Origin of the sequence: Desulfovibrio desulfuricans, from assembly GCF_024460775.1 — a bacterium.
In the GTDB taxonomy this organism is placed as follows: Bacteria; Desulfobacterota; Desulfovibrionia; order Desulfovibrionales; family Desulfovibrionaceae; genus Desulfovibrio; species Desulfovibrio desulfuricans_E.
The window spans coordinates 214,304-232,026 of the sequence record NZ_JANFYZ010000003.1 but is presented as its reverse complement, the minus strand read 5'-3'; the positions used below and the strand labels follow the sequence as shown (position 1 = coordinate 232,026).

Here is a 17,723-nt window from a genome sequence, read left to right as displayed (position 1 = left end):
GCTATTGCAACCGCTAGTGCGATAAGGAGAAACAATTATGCCAATGATTCCCGTCAAGGAAGCGACGAAGGGTGTGGCCATTGCCGAGCCTGAAGTTAAGGAACATGCGGTTGACCTGCTGATCGTGGGCGGCGGCATGGGTTCCTGCGGCACCGCTTTTGAAGCAGTGCGCTGGGGCGACAAGCACGGCCTGAAGATCATGCTGGTTGACAAAGCCACCCTCGAGCGCTCCGGCGCCGTGGCCCAGGGTCTTTCCGCCATCAACACCTACCTGGGTGAAAACGACGCCGATGACTACGTCCGCATGGTCCGCACCGACCTTATGGGCCTGGTTCGCGAAGACCTTATCTTCGACGTAGGCCGTCACGTTGACGACTCCGTGCATCTGTTTGAAGATTGGGGCCTTCCCTGCTGGATCAAGGGCGAAGACGGCCACAACCTGAACGGCGCTGCCGCCAAGGCCGCTGGCAAGAGCCTGCGCAAGGGCGACGCCCCTGTGCGTTCCGGCCGCTGGCAGATCATGATCAACGGTGAATCCTACAAGTGCATCGTGGCCGAAGCTGCCAAGAATGCCCTGGGTGAAGACCGCATCATGGAACGTATATTCATCGTGAAGCTGCTTCTCGATAAGAACACCCCCAACCGCATCGCCGGCGCCGTGGGCTTCAACCTGCGCGCCAACGAAGTGCACATCTTCAAAGCCAACACCATCATGGTGGCCGCTGGCGGTGCCGTTAACGTGTACCGTCCCCGCTCCACCGGTGAAGGCATGGGCCGCGCCTGGTATCCTGTGTGGAACGCCGGTTCGACCTACACCATGTGCGCTCAGGTTGGCGCTGAAATGACCATGATGGAAAACCGCTTCGTGCCCGCCCGCTTCAAGGACGGTTACGGCCCTGTGGGTGCGTGGTTCCTCCTGTTCAAGGCCAAAGCCACCAACTCCAAGGGTGAAGATTACTGCGCCACCAACCGCGCCATGCTGAAGCCTTACGAAGATCGCGGCTACGCCAAGGGCCATGTCATCCCGACCTGCCTGCGTAACCACATGATGCTTCGTGAAATGCGCGAAGGCCGCGGCCCCATCTACATGGACACCAAGAGCGCCCTGCAGAACACCTTCGCGACCCTGAACGAAGAACAGCAGAAGGATCTTGAATCCGAAGCTTGGGAAGACTTCCTCGACATGTGCGTTGGCCAGGCCAACCTTTGGGCCTGCACCAACACCGCGCCTGAAGAACGTGGTTCCGAAATCATGCCCACCGAACCCTACCTGCTCGGCTCCCACTCCGGTTGCTGCGGCATCTGGGTTTCCGGTCCCGACGAAGCTTGGGTGCCCGAAGACTACAAAGTGAAGGCTTCCAACGGCAAGGTCTACAACCGCATGACCACCGTTGAAGGTCTCTTCACCTGCGCCGACGGCGTGGGCGCTTCCGGCCACAAGTTCTCCTCCGGTTCGCATGCTGAAGGCCGCATGGCTGGCAAGCAGATGGTTCGCTGGTGCCTCGATCACAAGGACTTCAAGCCTGAGTTCGCGGAATCCGCTGACGAACTGAAGAAGCTGATCTACCGTCCTTTCTACAACTACCAGGAAGGCAAGGCCGCTTCGACCGATCCCGTGGTGAACCCGAACTACATCACGCCCAAGAACTTCATGATGCGTCTCGTGAAGTGCACCGACGAATACGGCGGTGGCGTGAGCACGTACTACACCACCTCCAAGGCGCTGCTTGACACCGGCTTCAACCTGCTCGCCATGATGGAAGAAGACTCCTTCAAGCTGGCCGCTCGTGACCTGCACGAACTGCTGCGCTGCTGGGAAAACTACCATCGTCTGTGGACGGTGCGCCTGCACATGCAGCACATCGCCTTCCGTGAAGAATCCCGCTACCCCGGCTTCTACTACCGTGCGGACTTCATGGGCCTGGACGACGACACTTGGAAGTGCTTCGTGAACTCGAAGTACAATCCCGCCACCGGCGAGACCAAGATCTTCAAGAAGCCCTACTATCAGATCATCCCCGACTAGTCGGCGGCACTGATGCCAAATGGGGGCGGCCGCAAGGCCGCCCCCTCTGCTGCAAGCTCTGGCTTTGCCAGGCTCGCGGCGGCGAAAAACGCGTGCCGGCGGCGGCCCAGGCCCTGCCGGAAAAAGAGCGGTTTTCGTGCCAGCCTGTTGGTGTGCCGATTGTTTGGGCATAGGTGCGCAGCACAAGGCAAATGTTCGGCAAGGGGATGACCGGCAGCAGGCCCCCCTTTGTCGGCGGGCGTGGTGCGGGCAGTTTTGTGCGCTGGCGCTCGCAGAGGTCGGCCACGGGGCCGCTCCTTTTTTTTCGCGGCGGGAGTCCTTTTCCTTCTTCAGCCGCTATGCAACAACGCAGGAGGATATCCAGGATGTCCAATGCCATTCTCGTCGTGGGCGGCGGCTTTGCAGGCCTCACAGCCGCCATTGAAGCGGCGGAACTGGGCCACGACGTCTTTATCGTCGAAAAGTCGCCCTGGCTTGGTGGGCGCGTGGCTCAGCTCAATAAGTATTTTCCCAAACTTTGTCCCCCCTCCTGCGGCTTGGAAATTCAGTTCCAGCGCATCAGGAACAACCCGCGCATAAAATTTTTCACCCAGGCCGAAGTGGTCGGGTTTATGGGCGTAAAGGGCGATTACAAGGTGAAGGTGCGCATCAGCCCCCGTCACACAGCCCCGCACAACATCGATTTCAGCCTGCTGGCCTCCAGCCTGACCGGCGAAGTGGAAAGCGAATTCGAGCTTGGTCTTGCCACGCGCAAGGCCCTGCACAAGGATATGCCTTTCGCCTTCCCCAGCCGTTACACGCTCGACCTTGATGCGCTTTCCAAGTCTGACAGCGCACGGGTTGCCGGGGCCAAGTTCCTTGATGTGAATGAACCGCAGCGCGAGCTTGATCTCAATGTCGGCGCTGTGGTCGTTGCCACAGGCTGGAAGCCCTATGATGTTACCCAGTTGACCAATCTTGGCGCGGGCAACGTGAAAAACTGCGTGTCCAACATGCAGCTTGAACGCCTTGCTTCGCCCTTTGGCCCCACCGGTGGCCGCATTGTCCGTCCTTCCGACGGCCGTGCTCCCCACCAGGTTGCCTTTGTGCAGTGCGCTGGTTCCCGCGACCAGAATCACCTGAACTACTGCTCCTACATCTGCTGTATGGCCACGCTCAAGCAGTGCCTGTACATTGCAGAGCAGAATCCCGACACGCAGATCACGGTGTACTACATCGACCTGCGCGCCCCGGGCCGCTATGTGAAGGTGCTGGAAAAGGTCAAGGCGCTGCCCAACGTGAAGTTCGTCAAGGGCAAGGTTGCCGACGCCGTGCAGGCCGAGGGCAACAGGGTGCGCATTACGGCGGAAGACGCCGTGCGCGGTGAAAAAATGACCCTTGATTATGATCTTGTTGTGCTGGCCACGGGCATGCAGCCCTCGCTGGCTGGCGAAAATGCGCCCCTGCCCCTGCCGCTGGACGAAGACGGCTTTATCGCGGGCGGAGAAGAGGCCGGCATTTTCGCTGCTGGTTGCGCGCGCATGCCCCTTGATGTGATGCGCTCGGCGCAGTCCGGCACAGCCGCCGCCCTGAAGGCGGTACAAACGGTGAAAGGGAGGTAGGCGGCATGTCGGGTAAAATTGGCGTCTATTTTGACCAGCAGAACATTGGCGGCGGGCTTGATCTGACCGCTCTGGCCGAACAGACGAGCCAGAAGTGGGGCAGTCTTGTGCCCGTAGTCAAGGTCGTTCCCGTGCTGGCCCTGGCCGTGAGTGAAATCAAGGCCGACATCGAAGCGCAGGGGCTGGACGGCGTGCTGCTGTGCGGCGCTTCCCCCCGCGTGGATGCGGACATCTACCGCCTGCCCGTGCAGGTGGAACACGTAAACCTGCGCGAACAGTGCGTGCAGGCCTATAAAAATCCTGATCACACCCCCGTGGACACGGCCAACGGCGCGCCTGAACTGCTGGCGATCATGGCCCGCGACTATGTGAACATGGGCGTGGTCAAGCTGCAAAAGAGCGAAGTTCCCGATTCTGCCGCCATTACCGGCGTGCCGAGGGTGCTCGTTATCGGCGGCGGCTGGACGGGCCTTACCGCAGCTGCGGAAGCTGCCGAAACCGGGTATGAAGTTGTGCTCGTTGAAAAAGCCGAGAAGCTCGGCGGCGCAGCCAACAACATTCCCATGGGTTCGCCCCTGGCCTCTCCCTGGACGGACAAGCAGCCCACCAATGTGGCCGACAAGGCGAGCAAGGTGCTCGGCAACAGCAAGATCACCGTGCACCTGAACACCCGCATGGAAAAGCTGGAAGGCCAGCCCGGCGAGTTCAAGGCCACCTTTGCCACGCCCTCTGGCGCGCAGACCATTGAAGTGGGCGCTGTGGTGCTGGCTACCGGCTGGGTGCCGCTGGATCAGAAGTTCCTTGCTCCCATGGGCCTTGGTCAGAGCACCAAGGTTGTGGACGCCGCCACTTTTGGCAAAATGCTGGTAGCCGATCAGGTGAACGCCCGCCGTATCGCCTTTGTGCTTGATACCACTATTGCTGAAGAGGCCGTGCGCAAGGCCGCTGAAGAAGCCGAAGCCGCTCCTGAAGCCGCCGAAGCTGCCAAGCCTGCGGAAGGTGAAGAAGAAAAAGGCTTTGTAAAAGCCAACCTCGAAAGCTTCCGCCATGTTGCGTATTCCAACGCGGTCAACAGCGTGGGCATGCTCCGCCTTGCCAATACGGTCTGCGAAAAGACCAACGACACCTGTCAGACCTTCATCCTTTATAAGGACATGACTGTTCCCGGCATTCTTGAACGCTTCTACAAGAAGATGCAGGATCGTCTGGGCGTCATGATGACCAAGGCCGACGTGACCGACATCCGCGAAGCTGGCGACCACATGGTTGTGAGCTGCAAAAATACCCTGCTGGGTATGGATTTCGATCTGGATGTGGATCTGGTTGTGCTGCCCACGGGCCTCGTGCCCACCACGGCCAAGGACGTGACCGTCTGCTTTGACTACCGTCAGGGCCCGGACTTCCCGGATTTGAACCTGTTTGATGGTTTTGCGGATTCCAACTACATCTGCTTCCCCTACGAAACGCGCCGCACCGGCGTGTACGCAGCGGGTTGCGTGCGTCAGCCCCTGACCATGGACGCCTGCGAAGAAGACGCCAAGGGCGCTGTGCTCAAGGCCATGCAGTGCATTGAGGCCGCCAGCCACGGTGTTGCCGTGCATCCCCGCTCGGGCGACCTTTCCTACCCCGTGTTCAACTTTGTGCGTTGCACCCAGTGCAAGCGCTGCACGGAAGAATGCCCCTTCGGCGCTCTGGACGACGACGAAAAGGGAACGCCCAAGCCCAATCCGGCACGTTGCCGCCGCTGCGGCACCTGCTTTGGCGCTTGCCCGGAACGCGTTATCTCCTTCGCCAACTACAATATCGACCAGATTGGCTCCATGATCCGCGAAGTGCAGGTGCCCAAGGACTTCAAAGCCGATGGCCCCCGCGTGCTGATTCTGGCCTGCGAAAACGACGCCTACCCGGCGCTCGATATGGCCGGTGCCCGCAACAAGCCCTGGAGCCCCTACTGCCGCATCATTCCGGTGCGCTGCCTTGGCTCGGTCAACGCCATCTGGGTGTCTGACGCCATGAGCAAGGGCTACGACGGCGTCATGCTGCTGGGCTGCAAATATGGCGATGACTACCAGTGCCACTTTGTGAAGGGCTCTGAAATCTGCTCCCGCCGCAAGGAAAACATTGCCGAGACGCTCAACCGCCTTGGCGTGCAGCCCGAACGCGTGGAACAGCTTGAAGTGGCCATTGACGAATACGACAAGGTTCCCGACCTGATCGACGGCTTTGTTGACCGCATCATGGCCATGGGCCCCAACCCGTTCAAGGGCATGTAGGAGGATGGCAGCAATGGCACAATGTACAATCAAACCTGATATGGAGTTTGTCAGGGCGCTGGAAGAATCTGGGGGAGAGTCCCTCAAGAAGTGCTACCAGTGCGCCACCTGCTCCGTGGCCTGCCCTCTCGCTCCGGCCAATGCGCCTTATCCGCGCAAGGAAATGGTCTGGGCTTCGTGGGGCCTTAAAGACAAGCTGCGCGCCGACGTTGACCTGTGGCTCTGCCACAACTGCGGCAACTGCTCCGACCTTTGCCCGCGCGGCGCCAAGCCTGCGGACCTCATGGGCGCAGCGCGCAACGTCATTTACCGCGAACTGACCGAACCCACCTGCGTGGGCAAGCTCATGAGCAAGCCTGCTGGCCTGCCTGTGCTCTTCGCCATCCCGGCTGTGCTGTGGCTCTTTGTGTGGTGGATCCGCGCCGGTTTCAACGGCGGTCAGTGGTTCCCCCGCGCTGCCGATGGCCGCATTGTTTTTGGTCAGATTTTTTACGGCGACTACACCATCGACCCCATCTTCATGCTGACCTTCTTTGGCGCGGCCTTGATTATCGCGCGGGGCGTCATGAAACTGTGGGGCATGTTCAAGCCTGAAGGCTCACTGGCCGTCATTGGCAAGAAAAAGTGCTGGGTCTGGCATTTGTGGGACGTGCTGTGGGATGAAGTCATCACCCACCGCAAGTTTGACGACTGCGAAGACGGCCCCGCCACCGGCAAGGAAACCCCCAACCGCAAATTCGGCCACATGCTGCTGGTTTACAGCTTCGCCATTCTGGCCTTTGTTACGGCTGTGGTGGCTGTTGGTCACTGGGGCGGCAAGGTCATTCCGCTCATCCACATTGAAACGCCCATGCCGCTGCTCTTCCCGGTGAAGATTCTGGCCAACCTGGGCGCGCTCATGCTGCTGGCCGGTCTTGCCATCCTTACTGTCCGCCGCGTGATGCTGAATCCCAAGTTCCAGGGTTCCAGCTGGTACGACTGGTATCTGCTGGGCATCATCTGGCTGGTGGCCGTCACCGGTGTGCTGTCGCAGTGCTTCCGCCTGGCGGACGCCCTTGTGCCCGCCTTCCTGGTGTACTACCTGCACCTGGTATTTGTGTGGATGCTTTTCGCTTACCTGCCCTGGTCTAAGCTTGGCCACTTCGTGTACCGCACGGCGGCCCTGGTTTACGCCCGCATGTACGGCAGAAGCTAACGGCGTTGGCCCCTGGCCTTGCGCCGGGGGCCGCCCTTGAGGATGCGCACAGTTCCCCGTGAGCTTTTCTGAAAAAAATACGATCTCCGAGGAGGAGGCCGCCATGTCCGATACATCTCGTAAGGTTTTTCCCGTGGAGTCCGTGCTTGCCCTGGTTGTGGGCAAGGAGGGCGTAGACGTCAAGGAAATCGCCGGTTTTGTTGCCGGTCGTTCCGTTGCCTGTGATACCTGCGCCAAGGCCGTTGGCCCCTTTGCCGCCGCATGGCTGGCCCGCTGGTACCCCAAGTTTGCCGATCTGAACTGGGTTGAAGGCCAGTCCTGGGACGCCTTTGTCAACACTGGCCGTAGCGCCCTTGGCGACAATGTTTCCCTCACCTGCATGGACGGCCTGACCAAGGCCCTGTGCGACAAGGTGCTGAACTACCTTGGCGAAACCTACGCCAGCATGGCCGCTCAGACCGCTGCCGCCGTGGCCCTTGAAGACCGCGTGCGCGCTCTGGAACCCGCTGAAGCCCGCGCTGCCGCTCTTTCCAAGAAAGTTGATGAGCTTGAAGCCAAAATCAAGACCATGAACACCGATATGGGCGGGCTGCGCAAGCAGGTTGCCGAATTCCAGGGCAAGGTTGCCATCAACCATGACGAACTGATGATGAACATCAAGGACGCCATCAAGGACGGCCTGAAAGGCATGGTTGTGGGCGGCGTTGCCGCTGGCGCTGCCGCCGCTGCCGGTGATGAAGCTGCTCCTGTTGCTGAAGAAAGCGCTGTGCCGGATGATTTCGGCTTCGGTGCTTCCGGCGCCAACAACGATGGCTTCGGTTTCTAAAGCAAAGACTGTCTGCGAGAGGGTTTGGGGCCTTGCCCCGAACCCTCTCGCAAATAAAAAAACCCGCCAACTGGCGGGTTTTTTTATTTGCTGCGATACTTATTGCACTGTACTTGTGTGCCGTGCTGGGAAGGTGTACGTCTGCTGCCCTCGGTTGCTGTAACAGTCACAGAGCCGCCCTTGTCAGCGCATCCTTTGTATCCTGCGCGCTGGGCGTAGCGGCTACCAGCGTTCGGGCATGGAGTGGGGCGGGAGCGAATTTTCCGGCTGGTCGCCAAGTTTTTCTCGCAACAGGCGGATCACGGATGTGGCATCGGAAAAATCCTGCTCCAGCTTGTCCAGTTGCAACTGTTGGGCGGTAAGCGCCGCATCAAGGGCCTTGATGCGTTCCTCCTGAAAAAAAGTCAGTTCTTCCAGACGGGTCAGCCGATCATCTTCAGAAGTCAGTGGGCGGGGCATGGTTGCCTCCTTGTGAAACACCTGCTGGCACAGTTAGGCGCGTCTTCCGCCGCGCCGTCCATCGCCTCGTTTGACGTTGCGGTCAGAGCTACGATCATCAGAACCGAAGCGTGAGTCTTTGCCCCTCTGCGGGCTTTCGCCACGGCCCGGTCTGTCGTGCGCGGCACCACGATCATTATCCTCGCGCCGTGCAGGCCGGTCGTCCCGCTGTCCTTGCGGGCCACGGGAAGGCCTTGCCCTGTCCTGAGGCTTGCCAGCTTTGTCGGGCCGTGGGCCGTCAGGCTTGCGAGCGTCACCATGCGTGCCGGGCCGGGTGCTTGGTCTGGCGCTGGGCCGTGAACCAGGTCGAGAGCCGGGCCGCCGTGGTGCGTCCCCGTCCTCCGTGGCGGGCATGAGGATGTAATGCTGGCGCATGCGCTGGGCATCTGTGCGGGCAACATATATCTGTTCGCCAAGCTCATCGCGCCCGCAATAAAACATGGCCGTGGCAATGGTTCCGGGTGTGGGAATAAAACACTGCGTCTGCTGCGGATTCCAGTGGCGTTGCCGCAACCAGTGCGACAGGGTGCGCATGTCTTCATCCGTACAGCCGGGAAAGCCGCTCATGAGATACGGCACCACATACTGTTCCCGCCCTGCAGCGCGGCTTTGGCGTACAAAGCTCTCCAGAAAGGCTTCAAACACGTCCAGCGAGGGCTTGCGCATGAGCTCAAGCACAGAGGGCGCACAATGTTCCGGCGCAACCTTGAGCTGACCGCCCGTAAATTCGCCTGTATAGGCGGCAAGGGCCTCGGCGTCACGCAGTGCAAGATCGGCGCGAACGCCGCTAGCCACCCGGGCCTGCTTGACTTCCGGCAGGGCGGCAACCTTGCGCAGCAGCTCCACATGTTTGCGCTGCGGCGTGATGAAGGATTTGCACACGCTCGGGAAACAGCAACTGGTGCGGCGGCAGGCGCTTTTAACTCGTGGCTTGGCCGAGTCATCGTTCTGCGCATTGCGGCTGTCCAGTGCGCAGTGCCCCTGCCACATGTTGGCTGTGGGGCCGCCCACGTCAGAAATAGCCACAGGGCCTTTGCCTCGTGCCACATTTTGCTGCCCCAGCAGGCGCGCCTCGGCAAGAATGGATTGCTCGGAGCGCGAACTGATGCGCCTGCCCTGATGCAGAGCCAGCGAACAGAACGAGCAACCCCCGCCGCAACCCCTGTGACTTGTGATGCTGGTACGCATCATTTCCGCCGCAGGGATGGCCTCCCTGTAGCGCGGGTGCGCCATCCGGGTGAAAGGCAGAGTGTAGAGGTCGTCCATTTCTTCGGTGGTCAGCGGCTGGGCGGGGCGGGCCAGCACTACGGCGCGGTCGCCCACAGGCTCAAAGGCCCAGGCGTCAAGGCGGTGTACCTGCCGTTCCAGTTCCTGCGTCAGTTTGAGCAACTGAAAGGAGTCCGCCAAAATTTCATCGTGCGAGGGCAGGGCAACCCACGGTTCGCCTTCAAGGGCAGGCGGCAGATTGGCCGGATGCCCGGAAGCGTCCAGCTTGTTCATCCAGGCCGTACCGGGGATGCCGCGAATGTCTTCCCCCTTGTCCAGGCGCTGGGCGCATTCGATAATGGCCTTTTCGCCCATACCCCAGATGAGCAGGTCAGCCTTGGCATCCATAAGAATGGGTTTGCGCAGGGAGTCTGTCCAGAAATCGTAGTGGGAAACGCGGCGCAGGCTGGCCTCAATGCCCCCAAGAATGATGGGCAGGCCGGGAAAGGCCCGCCGGGCAAGGTTGGCATAGACCAGACACGCGCGGTTGGGGCGCGCCCCTGCCTTGCCTCCAGGCGTATAGGCATCGTCGTGCCGCTTTTTGCGAAAAGCCGTGTAGTGCGCCAGCAGAGAATCAAGCGCACCGGCGCTCACCCCGGCAAACAGGCGCGGGCGGCCCATGACGAGCAGATCGTCAGTATCCTCCCAGCCGGGCTGGGCCACGATGCCTGTGCGGAAACCGTGGTGGATCAGCCAGCGGGCCAATAGCACATTGCCGAACGAAGGGTGGTCAACGTAGGCATCGCCGTTGATCAGCAGCACATCAAGCTGATCCCAGCCAAGTGCGCGCATTTCTTCCGCGCTCATGGGCACGAAACGCGGCTGGCGCAAGCGGCCTTGAGGCTGTGCGCCGCCAGCGCTTGCCTGCGGCGCGTCCGCCCACAGAGATTCTGGGGCAACAGCCTTGCGTTGCTGTGCGCTCTCGCGCAGCAGATCGGGAAAAGGCGGCTTGCGCGTGGGCGCTGGCTTGTTGTCTGCGCGCGCGGAGGCTCTGGCACCCTGTCGGCGCGGCGCACCCTTGGGCGCGTCAGCAGAAAGCGGAACGGCAGCCGTTTTTGATTTTTCGGGCTGCCGCTCAGGAGCAGCACAGCCCTGGTCGCCGTGCTGACGCCAGGGCTGCGGAAATGGCGCGGGTCGTTTATTTGCCATTGGGGGGCGTCACCAGGGGCATGTCTGCGCTGCCGGGAGTGGGCATCATGGCGTTGCCGGGCATGCCGTTCTGGCCGCCCATCATGTTGCCCATGCTGCCACCCATGTGGCCGGAGGAATGGTTGGATACAAATTCGTCCCATTCAGCGCGGTCAATAACTTTATCGCCGTTTTTGTCAATAACGGCAAAGGCTTCTTCGCGCATGTTGGGGAAGTAAGCCTTGAATTCCTCGTAGGACACCTTGTCGTCCTTGTTAGTATCCATCATGGCAAATTTATCAACCTTGGCCGTATCGGTTGCGGCGGGGTTGGCCTGGGCAGATGCGGCCCAAAGGCAGAGCACGGCAGCGAGGGCTATGTGCAGAAGCTTCATGGGGGATCTCCTTGTGGGGTGTTGAGCCGTCAGCGCTTGGGTTCTGCCTGCGGCGTTGCTGTATTGCAAGATAAAGCCTTGCCAGTCATCGGCAAGGTCAAAATTTCAAGTCCGGCCTATTCTGTTCTGAAATCAAGGCCCAGTTTTTCCATGCGGTCAATGCACAGAGTAAGATTGTCGGGCTGTCCCGGCTTGTGATTATCGGGGTAGAGCAGGGCTGACATATAAAAAATTGAGTTCAGACGCAAAGACATTCTGGCACTTGCCGAAAAGCCTTCCAGAGCGAGCGCGTAATTGAAGCGCGTTTCGCCCGGCAGCGGTTCAAGCAGGGGCTTGGCGTCTTCGGCCATTGCGGCCAGCAGTTCGGCCTTGAGGCGCATATGTTCATTATGGCCGGGGGTATCCCCGGCGTCAAGGCGGGCAAGGGCCTGCGCCTCTGCCGCCATAACTTCTGCATGGCGGTTGCGCAGCCACTTGATAAGGCTTGCCAAGGCCTGTTCGCTGGTGTTAGCGCTCACGGGATTCTCCTTGCTGGGGTTCGGCGCGGCCTGCTGTGCAGCCGTGCATGATTTTTAAAATGATACAGTTCAGGCAAGAAGGCAACGCCGGGCATGCATTTTGCGGCGTTGACCATAATTGCCGTTGACTAGTGCGGTTTATTGGTAGGATGATCAAAATAGATCCCCCCTCACGATTTATCCGCGTAGTGGAGGACACTATGGACATGTCGCTTCGGGTTAAACTGGCAAGCGGTTTTGGCGTAATCCTGCTGATTTTTGCCATATCCGGCAGCCTGGCAATGCTGGCTTTGCGCGCGCAGCGCGAGACGCTGGGCATGCTGGGCAGGCATGAACTGCCCACTATCAATCTGCTGCACGAAGCATCCCTGGATATGCAGCTCTATCGCAAGGCTGAAAAAGACATCCTGCTGAATATGGGCGACAGCAAGGCGCTCAAAGGATACATGGGCAAGCTGGATGAGGTCTCGGCTGGATTGGGCGAAAACCTGCGAAAGCTGGAGGCCGCCCTGCGGGGCAATCCTCAGGCCGGAGCCAAAGCCGAGGCCCTGGCGCAGGAGGCGACACAGGCATTTGCGGCTTACGATGCCGTGGTGCGCCGCGCTTCTTCAGATATAGCTTCCGGCTCTGGCAGCATGAGCGCCGCACAGGCCAATGCCTACTACACAACCTACAAGAATCACGTTCATACTACCGAAAAAAATCTGGAAGCGCTGGAAACCCAGTTCATGGAACGCGTGGTATCCAGCCAGCGAGAACTGGCCGAACAAACGCGCGGTACAGAACGCCTGCTGTTGATATCCATTTGCGGCAGCGTTGTGTGCGGCGCGGGTATTGCCCTGCTGGTGCTGCTGTCTGTAACCCGGCCTCTGGGACGGGTGATCAGCTTTGCGCGCGCCGTGGCTGGCGGAGACCTCGAGGCCCGGGCCAGCGGCAGTTACAGTGCGGAAATGGCCGCGCTGCGCGACAGTATTGAGGGCATGGTGGGCACGCTCAAGGGCAAGATAGCTGAAACCGAGCGCAAGAGCGCCGAGGCTGCGGAAGAAGGCCGCCGCGCCCGCCATGCTGCGGATGAAGCTCAGGCCGCCAAGGCCGCAGCAGAACGCGCCAGGGCGGAGGGCATGATGGAAGCCGCAGCACAGCTTGAACGAGCTGTGGAGGGGATTTCGTCCGTTTCCGGGGACATATCTGCGCAGGTGCGTCAGGCCAGCCTTGGTGCGGAGCGCCAGTCTGCCCGCGTGGGCGAGGCCGCCACAGCCATTGAGCAGATGAACGCCACCGTGCTTGAGGTTGCCCAAAATGCCGCCAGTACCGCGCAAAGCACGGATGCCGCGCACAGCAGGGCCAATGAAGGTTCTGGCGTCATGCATCAGGTGGTGGACGGCATGGGCGAGGTGCGGCGCGTCTCCGCCGAGCTGAAAAATTCCATGGATACGCTGGGCGGCATGGTGGGCAACATCGGGCAGATCATGTCTGTCATTTCGGATATTGCGGATCAGACCAACCTGCTGGCTCTCAATGCGGCCATTGAGGCGGCGCGGGCTGGCGATGCCGGGCGCGGTTTTGCCGTGGTGGCGGACGAGGTGCGCAAACTGGCGGAAAAAACCATGGGAGCCACCCGCGAGGTGGGCGAGGCTGTCAGCGGCATCCAGAGCGGCACCAGCGCCAACATAGAAAATATGGAGCGCGCCCTTGCCGCTGTGGAGCGTACAACGGAAATGGCCGGGCGTTGCGGTGAGGTGCTGCGGGAGATTGTGACCATGGTTGACGGCGCGAGCGATCAGGTGCGCGCCATTGCCACCGCCAGCGAAGAACAGTCTGCCACATCGGAAGAAATCACCCGCAGTATTGAAGAAATCAATGGTATTTCGCGCGATACAGCTTCAATTATGAGCAAGTCCGCCCAGGCTGTGGAGCAGTTGGCGGGGCAGACGCGCGATTTGCAGGGCCTGGTGCAAAAGATGAAGTCTGGCGCGTAGCAACTACGCCGAACGCCTCGCCCATGGCGGTGGGCAAGGCACATTTTTACCAGATGCTTCATCCCGGGCCTTAGTGCTTACCCACGCGGCTGAAGCTTCTGTTTGTAAATTGCGCAGATTTACGAGCGATTCATGCGCGGCAAAAAGTGATGTCTTAAAAAAGGCATCACTTTTTATTTTACAAAAAATTGTATTATATTAGAGAGTTGTAAGTTTTATGAAGTAAAAAATTGCAAAATTTAATCATTTTTTTATTAAATAAAATCATATAGTTATAAATGTAGTGAAAATTGCAACTTTCTTTGCCCTCATGTGTCGCTCTTTAACAAGTTGAAATATCACATATTATTAGTGTTGCATGCGCCAAAAATTTACCTCCAGTTTACTGAAATGTTTCAGTCTTACAGAATAAAATTTTTGTGGCATTTATTTTGTTCAGACCCCGACTTGAAGTGTGGTGACCATTCTAGCAGCTCGCAGATTTGGAAATCCATGCATGAAATTCTTGGGATAACAAAAAACAAAGAGGTTCTTATGCGTGAGGCGCAAGTGGTGAGAAGACAAAATGGCCTGGCAATCCAGTATAAGTATGACGCTGCTGGACGCATTGCCCGAAAAACAGAGCAGTTTAACGGGGCCTCAAATGTGCTGGAGTATGCCTACGATGCCGAGGGCAGGCTGGCCGAGGTAAAAAACAACGCTGCCATTGCGGAAACATATAAATACAGCGCTTCTGGCCAGCGCGTGCGCAGCAAGGTCTGGTATGAGGGCTGCCCTTCCGCATCAACAAGCGCAATGGAAAAATCGCGCTACAGCTATAATGACAAAGGCCAGTTGGAAAGCGACGGGCAAAACCGCTATGCCTATGACAAATACGGTTCGGTAAGCAGCATCACGGGCAGGCGCGGCCTTCGGCTTGCCTACGGCAGCAGTACCATGCTGGGCAAGGCCGAGCTCAATGATGGTTGCGAGCTGCGCTACGCCTACAAGGGCACAAGGCTTTACAGGAGGTACCGGCACAACGACATTACGGGCGAATACCGCTGGAACGATCAGGCAAGGCTCGCAGGCTTTCGCGACCATGAACTGCGGCTGGAGTATAACTATGCCTACGATGCGGACGGCACCCTGAGCAGGATAGTCATTCGCCCCTTGGGCAAAACGGTTCTGGCTGCTGATGCCGCTCCGGAAAATGAACGCAACGGCTCGGACGGTTGGTTGCACTGGTTTGGCGCAGCAAATCGTAAGGAAAGAGTGTGCCAGTGCCTCTCTGCATACCAACAGTTTCGCAACTCTTCTGATGCTGGCAAGCCGGAGAAGTCCGCTCTGGGAGGGGCAATGACCGGGAGCGCCCCTGCAGGGGCGGCATCGGCGCGGTCGTCACTCGTGCTGGCGTGCTGCTGCGATCATCTGGGCACGCCACGCCTGTTTGTGGGGCCAGACGGCAAGGTGGTCAAGGAGGTGGTGCGCAGCAGTTTTGGCAAAATTGTTTATGATTCCTTACCCTGCCTCTATGTGCCCATAGGTTTTTGCGCCGGGCTGGAAGACAGGGACACCCACCTCATACGGTTTAACTGGCGCGACTATGATCCACGCATTGGCAGATTTATGTCGCTTGACCCTGCAAACGACACGCGCGGCGATGGTGACCTCTACGACTATTGCGTGGATGACCCGGTCAACAGGCACGATGCCAGCGGGCTGGCCTGGGATGAGAGCAAGCATCCACGCAATGTCGGTGGTCAGTTTACCAACGCGGGGGGCAGCGCAGCAGGTTATTCTACCTATGGGCATGAATTGAGAGCGCCAGTATCCCGAGAGGTTATGTATCGGGCAGATGTTGGTCGCAATGCCATGAGCGAGAGGGAAGAGCTTAAACGGTCTGCCATATCGCGCAACGGCATGATGCGGAGGGAGGAGATTTTGCCGAATGACAAGCCATTGCCCAAGTGGGATCTCGACGCGGCTATAGCGCATCTGCAAAATGCGGCGCATGAACATTCAAAGAGTCGGTGCGGTGAATATGTCCACAAGGCAATTGATGCAGGCGGAATTAGACTCAACACAGCATACAATCCTAATGGGGTCAGTGCTAGTGGGTATGGCCCAATTTTACGGCACGCGGGTTTTCTCACCGTGGCCCCAGGCGAGAAACTACAAAAGGGAGATGTTGTCGTTTTTCAGCCCGTTAAAGGGCATCCAGATGGGCATGTTGCCATGTTTGATGGAAAACAATGGATATCTGACTATAAGCAAGACAGCATATACGCTGCCTCAGCCTATAAAAATGGTGCGCCTTATGTTGTTTACCGACGACCATAAATGAGCTAAGTGATATAGGTGGTTAAATCATTGCCTTCATTAGGGGGGCGTGACCGCTGACAACAGCCAAACCCGGCTCTCTGGTGGCAAACACAGCCACCGGGGCAGGGGGGCAAAGACAATAGAGGTATAAACGCATGCGCTTTCGTAAAATACTCATTTGTGTGCTCACAAGTATGCTGTGTTTTAGCATTTTTTGCCCCAAGGCGGCAGACGCAGCACAAACGCCGCAGGAATTTGTTAAGAAATTTTATGAGTGGTATCTTATAAAAGATTATGATCTCTCGGATGCACTCAAACAAGATAAACTGGCTGAGTATGTTGATGAGGGGCTGATTGCAGAACTCAGAGAAGAAGAAAAATGTCATGAGATGAGTTATTTCACGCAAATGGGCCCATTCTTTATCGGATTTAAAAATGCTAAAGTTCACGTTGGCGGTGTGCTGCATATGACAAACGATGTATTTGTCGTGCCTGTTACAATTACCAAAGAATCAATAGAAAAAATTGTGATCGTCTACGTACATAAAAAAGACGAAACATTTAAAATTCATTCCGTCTCAGACGCATATCCATACTAATTCGCGGGAATACCAATATGAAAAAGATTTTTCTTGTCTGCATGCTTCTGCTCGCGAGCTTGTTTCAAGCAAGCCCTCAATTTGCCCAAGCACAAGATGTAAAGTCTTTTGTGCGTAACTTTTATAGCTGGTATATTAAACAGTCTCTGCCGTTACACGGTAATCCTGTTTTTGATGATGCCATATTCAAATACGTGTGCAAGGATACTGCGAGAAGAGTGCGGCTTGATTATGAAAGATCGGTTGCAGATGCGGATTATTATCTGAAAGGGCAAGATGTTGATGAAAAATTATTGGAAAATCTTATAGTTGATAAATCCATTGCCGTAAATAATAGCCTCAGTCTTGTATCTGTGAGCAGGAGCTTTAGAAAGGAATACGTGCCCAGTGTTGTGGTATATGTAGAAACGACGAAGGGCGGCATGTGCATCAGCAAAGTAGAGCGCATTGAAGGGCGTAACCGTCGCGGTGAGGCGTACTGATTCACTACGATTATTGGTTGGTCGAGGTTTGCCATGTGCTCTCAGGCTGAGATCCGCGCGGTTGTGCTGGGCATGCATTCTCTCGCGTGTTCAAAACTGGCCGCAATCCGCGCTTAAAAGTTATCCATGCATGTGTCCGGTGAGCAATGTTTCGCCGGGCGCAGTTTGCAAAATCAACGTAGGAATAAGCATATGCACATTCGTAAAATACTTATTTGTGTGCTCACAAGCATGCTGTGCATTGGCATTTTTTGCCCCAAGGCAGCAGACGCAGCACAAACACCGCAGGAATTTGTTAAAGAATTTTATGAATGGTATATTATCAAACATTATGAGCAGAATGATATTCTTGAAAATGAAAACTTGCCGAAATACGTTGATGAATCGCTCATTGCGTATCTCAAGAAGAAAGGATCATCAGACTTGTATTACTTCACGCAAATGGGTGAAACACTGGAATTTAAGGAAAGTTGTATTTTTGTAAAAAGTGTTCTCTCTATGGCGGATGGAGTCTTTGTCGTTCCTGTGACATTCAAAGGTAAAGACTTTGAGTACTATGTGATTGCATATATAAAAAAGACTGGATCGAGTTATAAAATAGCATCCATATCTGATGCCTACCCATACTAAAGGG

Annotated in this window: 14 protein-coding genes; 10 read left to right on the top strand and 4 right to left on the bottom strand. The window is 57.4% G+C overall.

From position 1 onward, the window contains the following. Positions 1-37 precede the first annotated feature (37 nt). From aprA to NE637_RS05285, 5 genes are all read left to right on the top strand, one after another. Positions 38-2,026: an adenylyl-sulfate reductase subunit alpha gene (gene aprA, locus NE637_RS05305; protein WP_192112648.1), complete on the top strand. Its 1,989-nt coding sequence runs from the start codon at positions 38-40 to the stop codon at positions 2,024-2,026. Between the two features lie 365 nt (positions 2,027-2,391). Then, positions 2,392-3,627: a CoB--CoM heterodisulfide reductase iron-sulfur subunit A family protein gene (locus tag NE637_RS05300; protein ID WP_192112649.1), complete on the top strand. Its 1,236-nt coding sequence runs from the start codon at positions 2,392-2,394 to the stop codon at positions 3,625-3,627. Positions 3,628-3,632: 5 nt separating this feature from the next. Next, positions 3,633-5,900, top strand: a complete 2,268-nt coding sequence (locus NE637_RS05295) for an FAD-dependent oxidoreductase (protein ID WP_227119309.1) — start codon at positions 3,633-3,635, stop codon at positions 5,898-5,900. A 13-nt stretch (positions 5,901-5,913) separates the two neighbouring features. Beyond that, complete coding sequence (gene qmoC / locus NE637_RS05290; RefSeq protein WP_227119310.1) at positions 5,914-7,095, top strand: quinone-interacting membrane-bound oxidoreductase complex subunit QmoC; 1,182 nt, start codon at positions 5,914-5,916, stop codon at positions 7,093-7,095. Positions 7,096-7,198: 103 nt separating this feature from the next. Further along, positions 7,199-7,921, top strand: coding sequence for a hypothetical protein (locus NE637_RS05285; protein WP_227119311.1), 723 nt, complete (start codon positions 7,199-7,201; stop codon positions 7,919-7,921). Positions 7,922-8,143: 222 nt separating this feature from the next. Here the strand turns inward: NE637_RS05285 and NE637_RS05280 are convergent, their stop codons facing one another. The 4 genes from NE637_RS05280 to NE637_RS05265 all read right to left on the bottom strand — a co-directional run bounded on the left by NE637_RS05280 (position 8,144) and on the right by NE637_RS05265 (position 11,725). After that, positions 8,144-8,380 carry a SlyX family protein gene (locus NE637_RS05280; protein ID WP_227119312.1) on the bottom strand — a complete coding sequence of 79 codons (237 nt, stop codon included), beginning with the start codon at positions 8,378-8,380 and terminating at the stop codon, positions 8,144-8,146. Positions 8,381-8,413: 33 nt separating this feature from the next. Next, positions 8,414-10,492 (bottom strand): YgiQ family radical SAM protein, encoded by a 2,079-nt coding sequence (locus tag NE637_RS05275; RefSeq protein WP_227119342.1) that lies wholly within the window; start codon positions 10,490-10,492, stop codon positions 8,414-8,416. A 331-nt stretch (positions 10,493-10,823) separates the two neighbouring features. Next, the gene (locus tag NE637_RS05270; RefSeq protein ID WP_192112653.1) at positions 10,824-11,207 is read right to left on the bottom strand and encodes an EF-hand domain-containing protein; all 384 of its coding nucleotides are present in this window, start codon (positions 11,205-11,207) and stop codon (positions 10,824-10,826) included. Between the two features lie 116 nt (positions 11,208-11,323). Further along, entirely contained in the window at positions 11,324-11,725 is a 402-nt protein-coding gene (locus tag NE637_RS05265) for a hypothetical protein (protein ID WP_192112654.1), read from the bottom strand. A 200-nt stretch (positions 11,726-11,925) separates the two neighbouring features. Between NE637_RS05265 and NE637_RS05260 the strand changes: the two genes are divergently transcribed. From NE637_RS05260 to NE637_RS05240, 5 genes are all read left to right on the top strand, one after another. Next, the gene (locus NE637_RS05260) at positions 11,926-13,704 is read left to right on the top strand and encodes a methyl-accepting chemotaxis protein (RefSeq protein WP_227119313.1); all 1,779 of its coding nucleotides are present in this window, start codon (positions 11,926-11,928) and stop codon (positions 13,702-13,704) included. Between the two features lie 312 nt (positions 13,705-14,016). Then, entirely contained in the window at positions 14,017-16,026 is a 2,010-nt protein-coding gene (locus tag NE637_RS05255; RefSeq protein ID WP_227119314.1) for an RHS repeat domain-containing protein, read from the top strand. Positions 16,027-16,163: 137 nt separating this feature from the next. Continuing rightward, on the top strand, positions 16,164-16,607 hold the full coding sequence (locus tag NE637_RS05250) for a hypothetical protein (protein ID WP_227119315.1): 444 nt from the start codon (positions 16,164-16,166) through the stop codon (positions 16,605-16,607). Positions 16,608-16,624: 17 nt separating this feature from the next. After that, positions 16,625-17,089, top strand: a complete 465-nt coding sequence (locus tag NE637_RS05245; protein ID WP_215648260.1) for a hypothetical protein — start codon at positions 16,625-16,627, stop codon at positions 17,087-17,089. A gap of 192 nt (positions 17,090-17,281) precedes the next feature. Beyond that, complete coding sequence (locus tag NE637_RS05240) at positions 17,282-17,719, top strand: hypothetical protein (protein WP_227119316.1); 438 nt, start codon at positions 17,282-17,284, stop codon at positions 17,717-17,719. Positions 17,720-17,723: the final 4 nt, after the last annotated feature.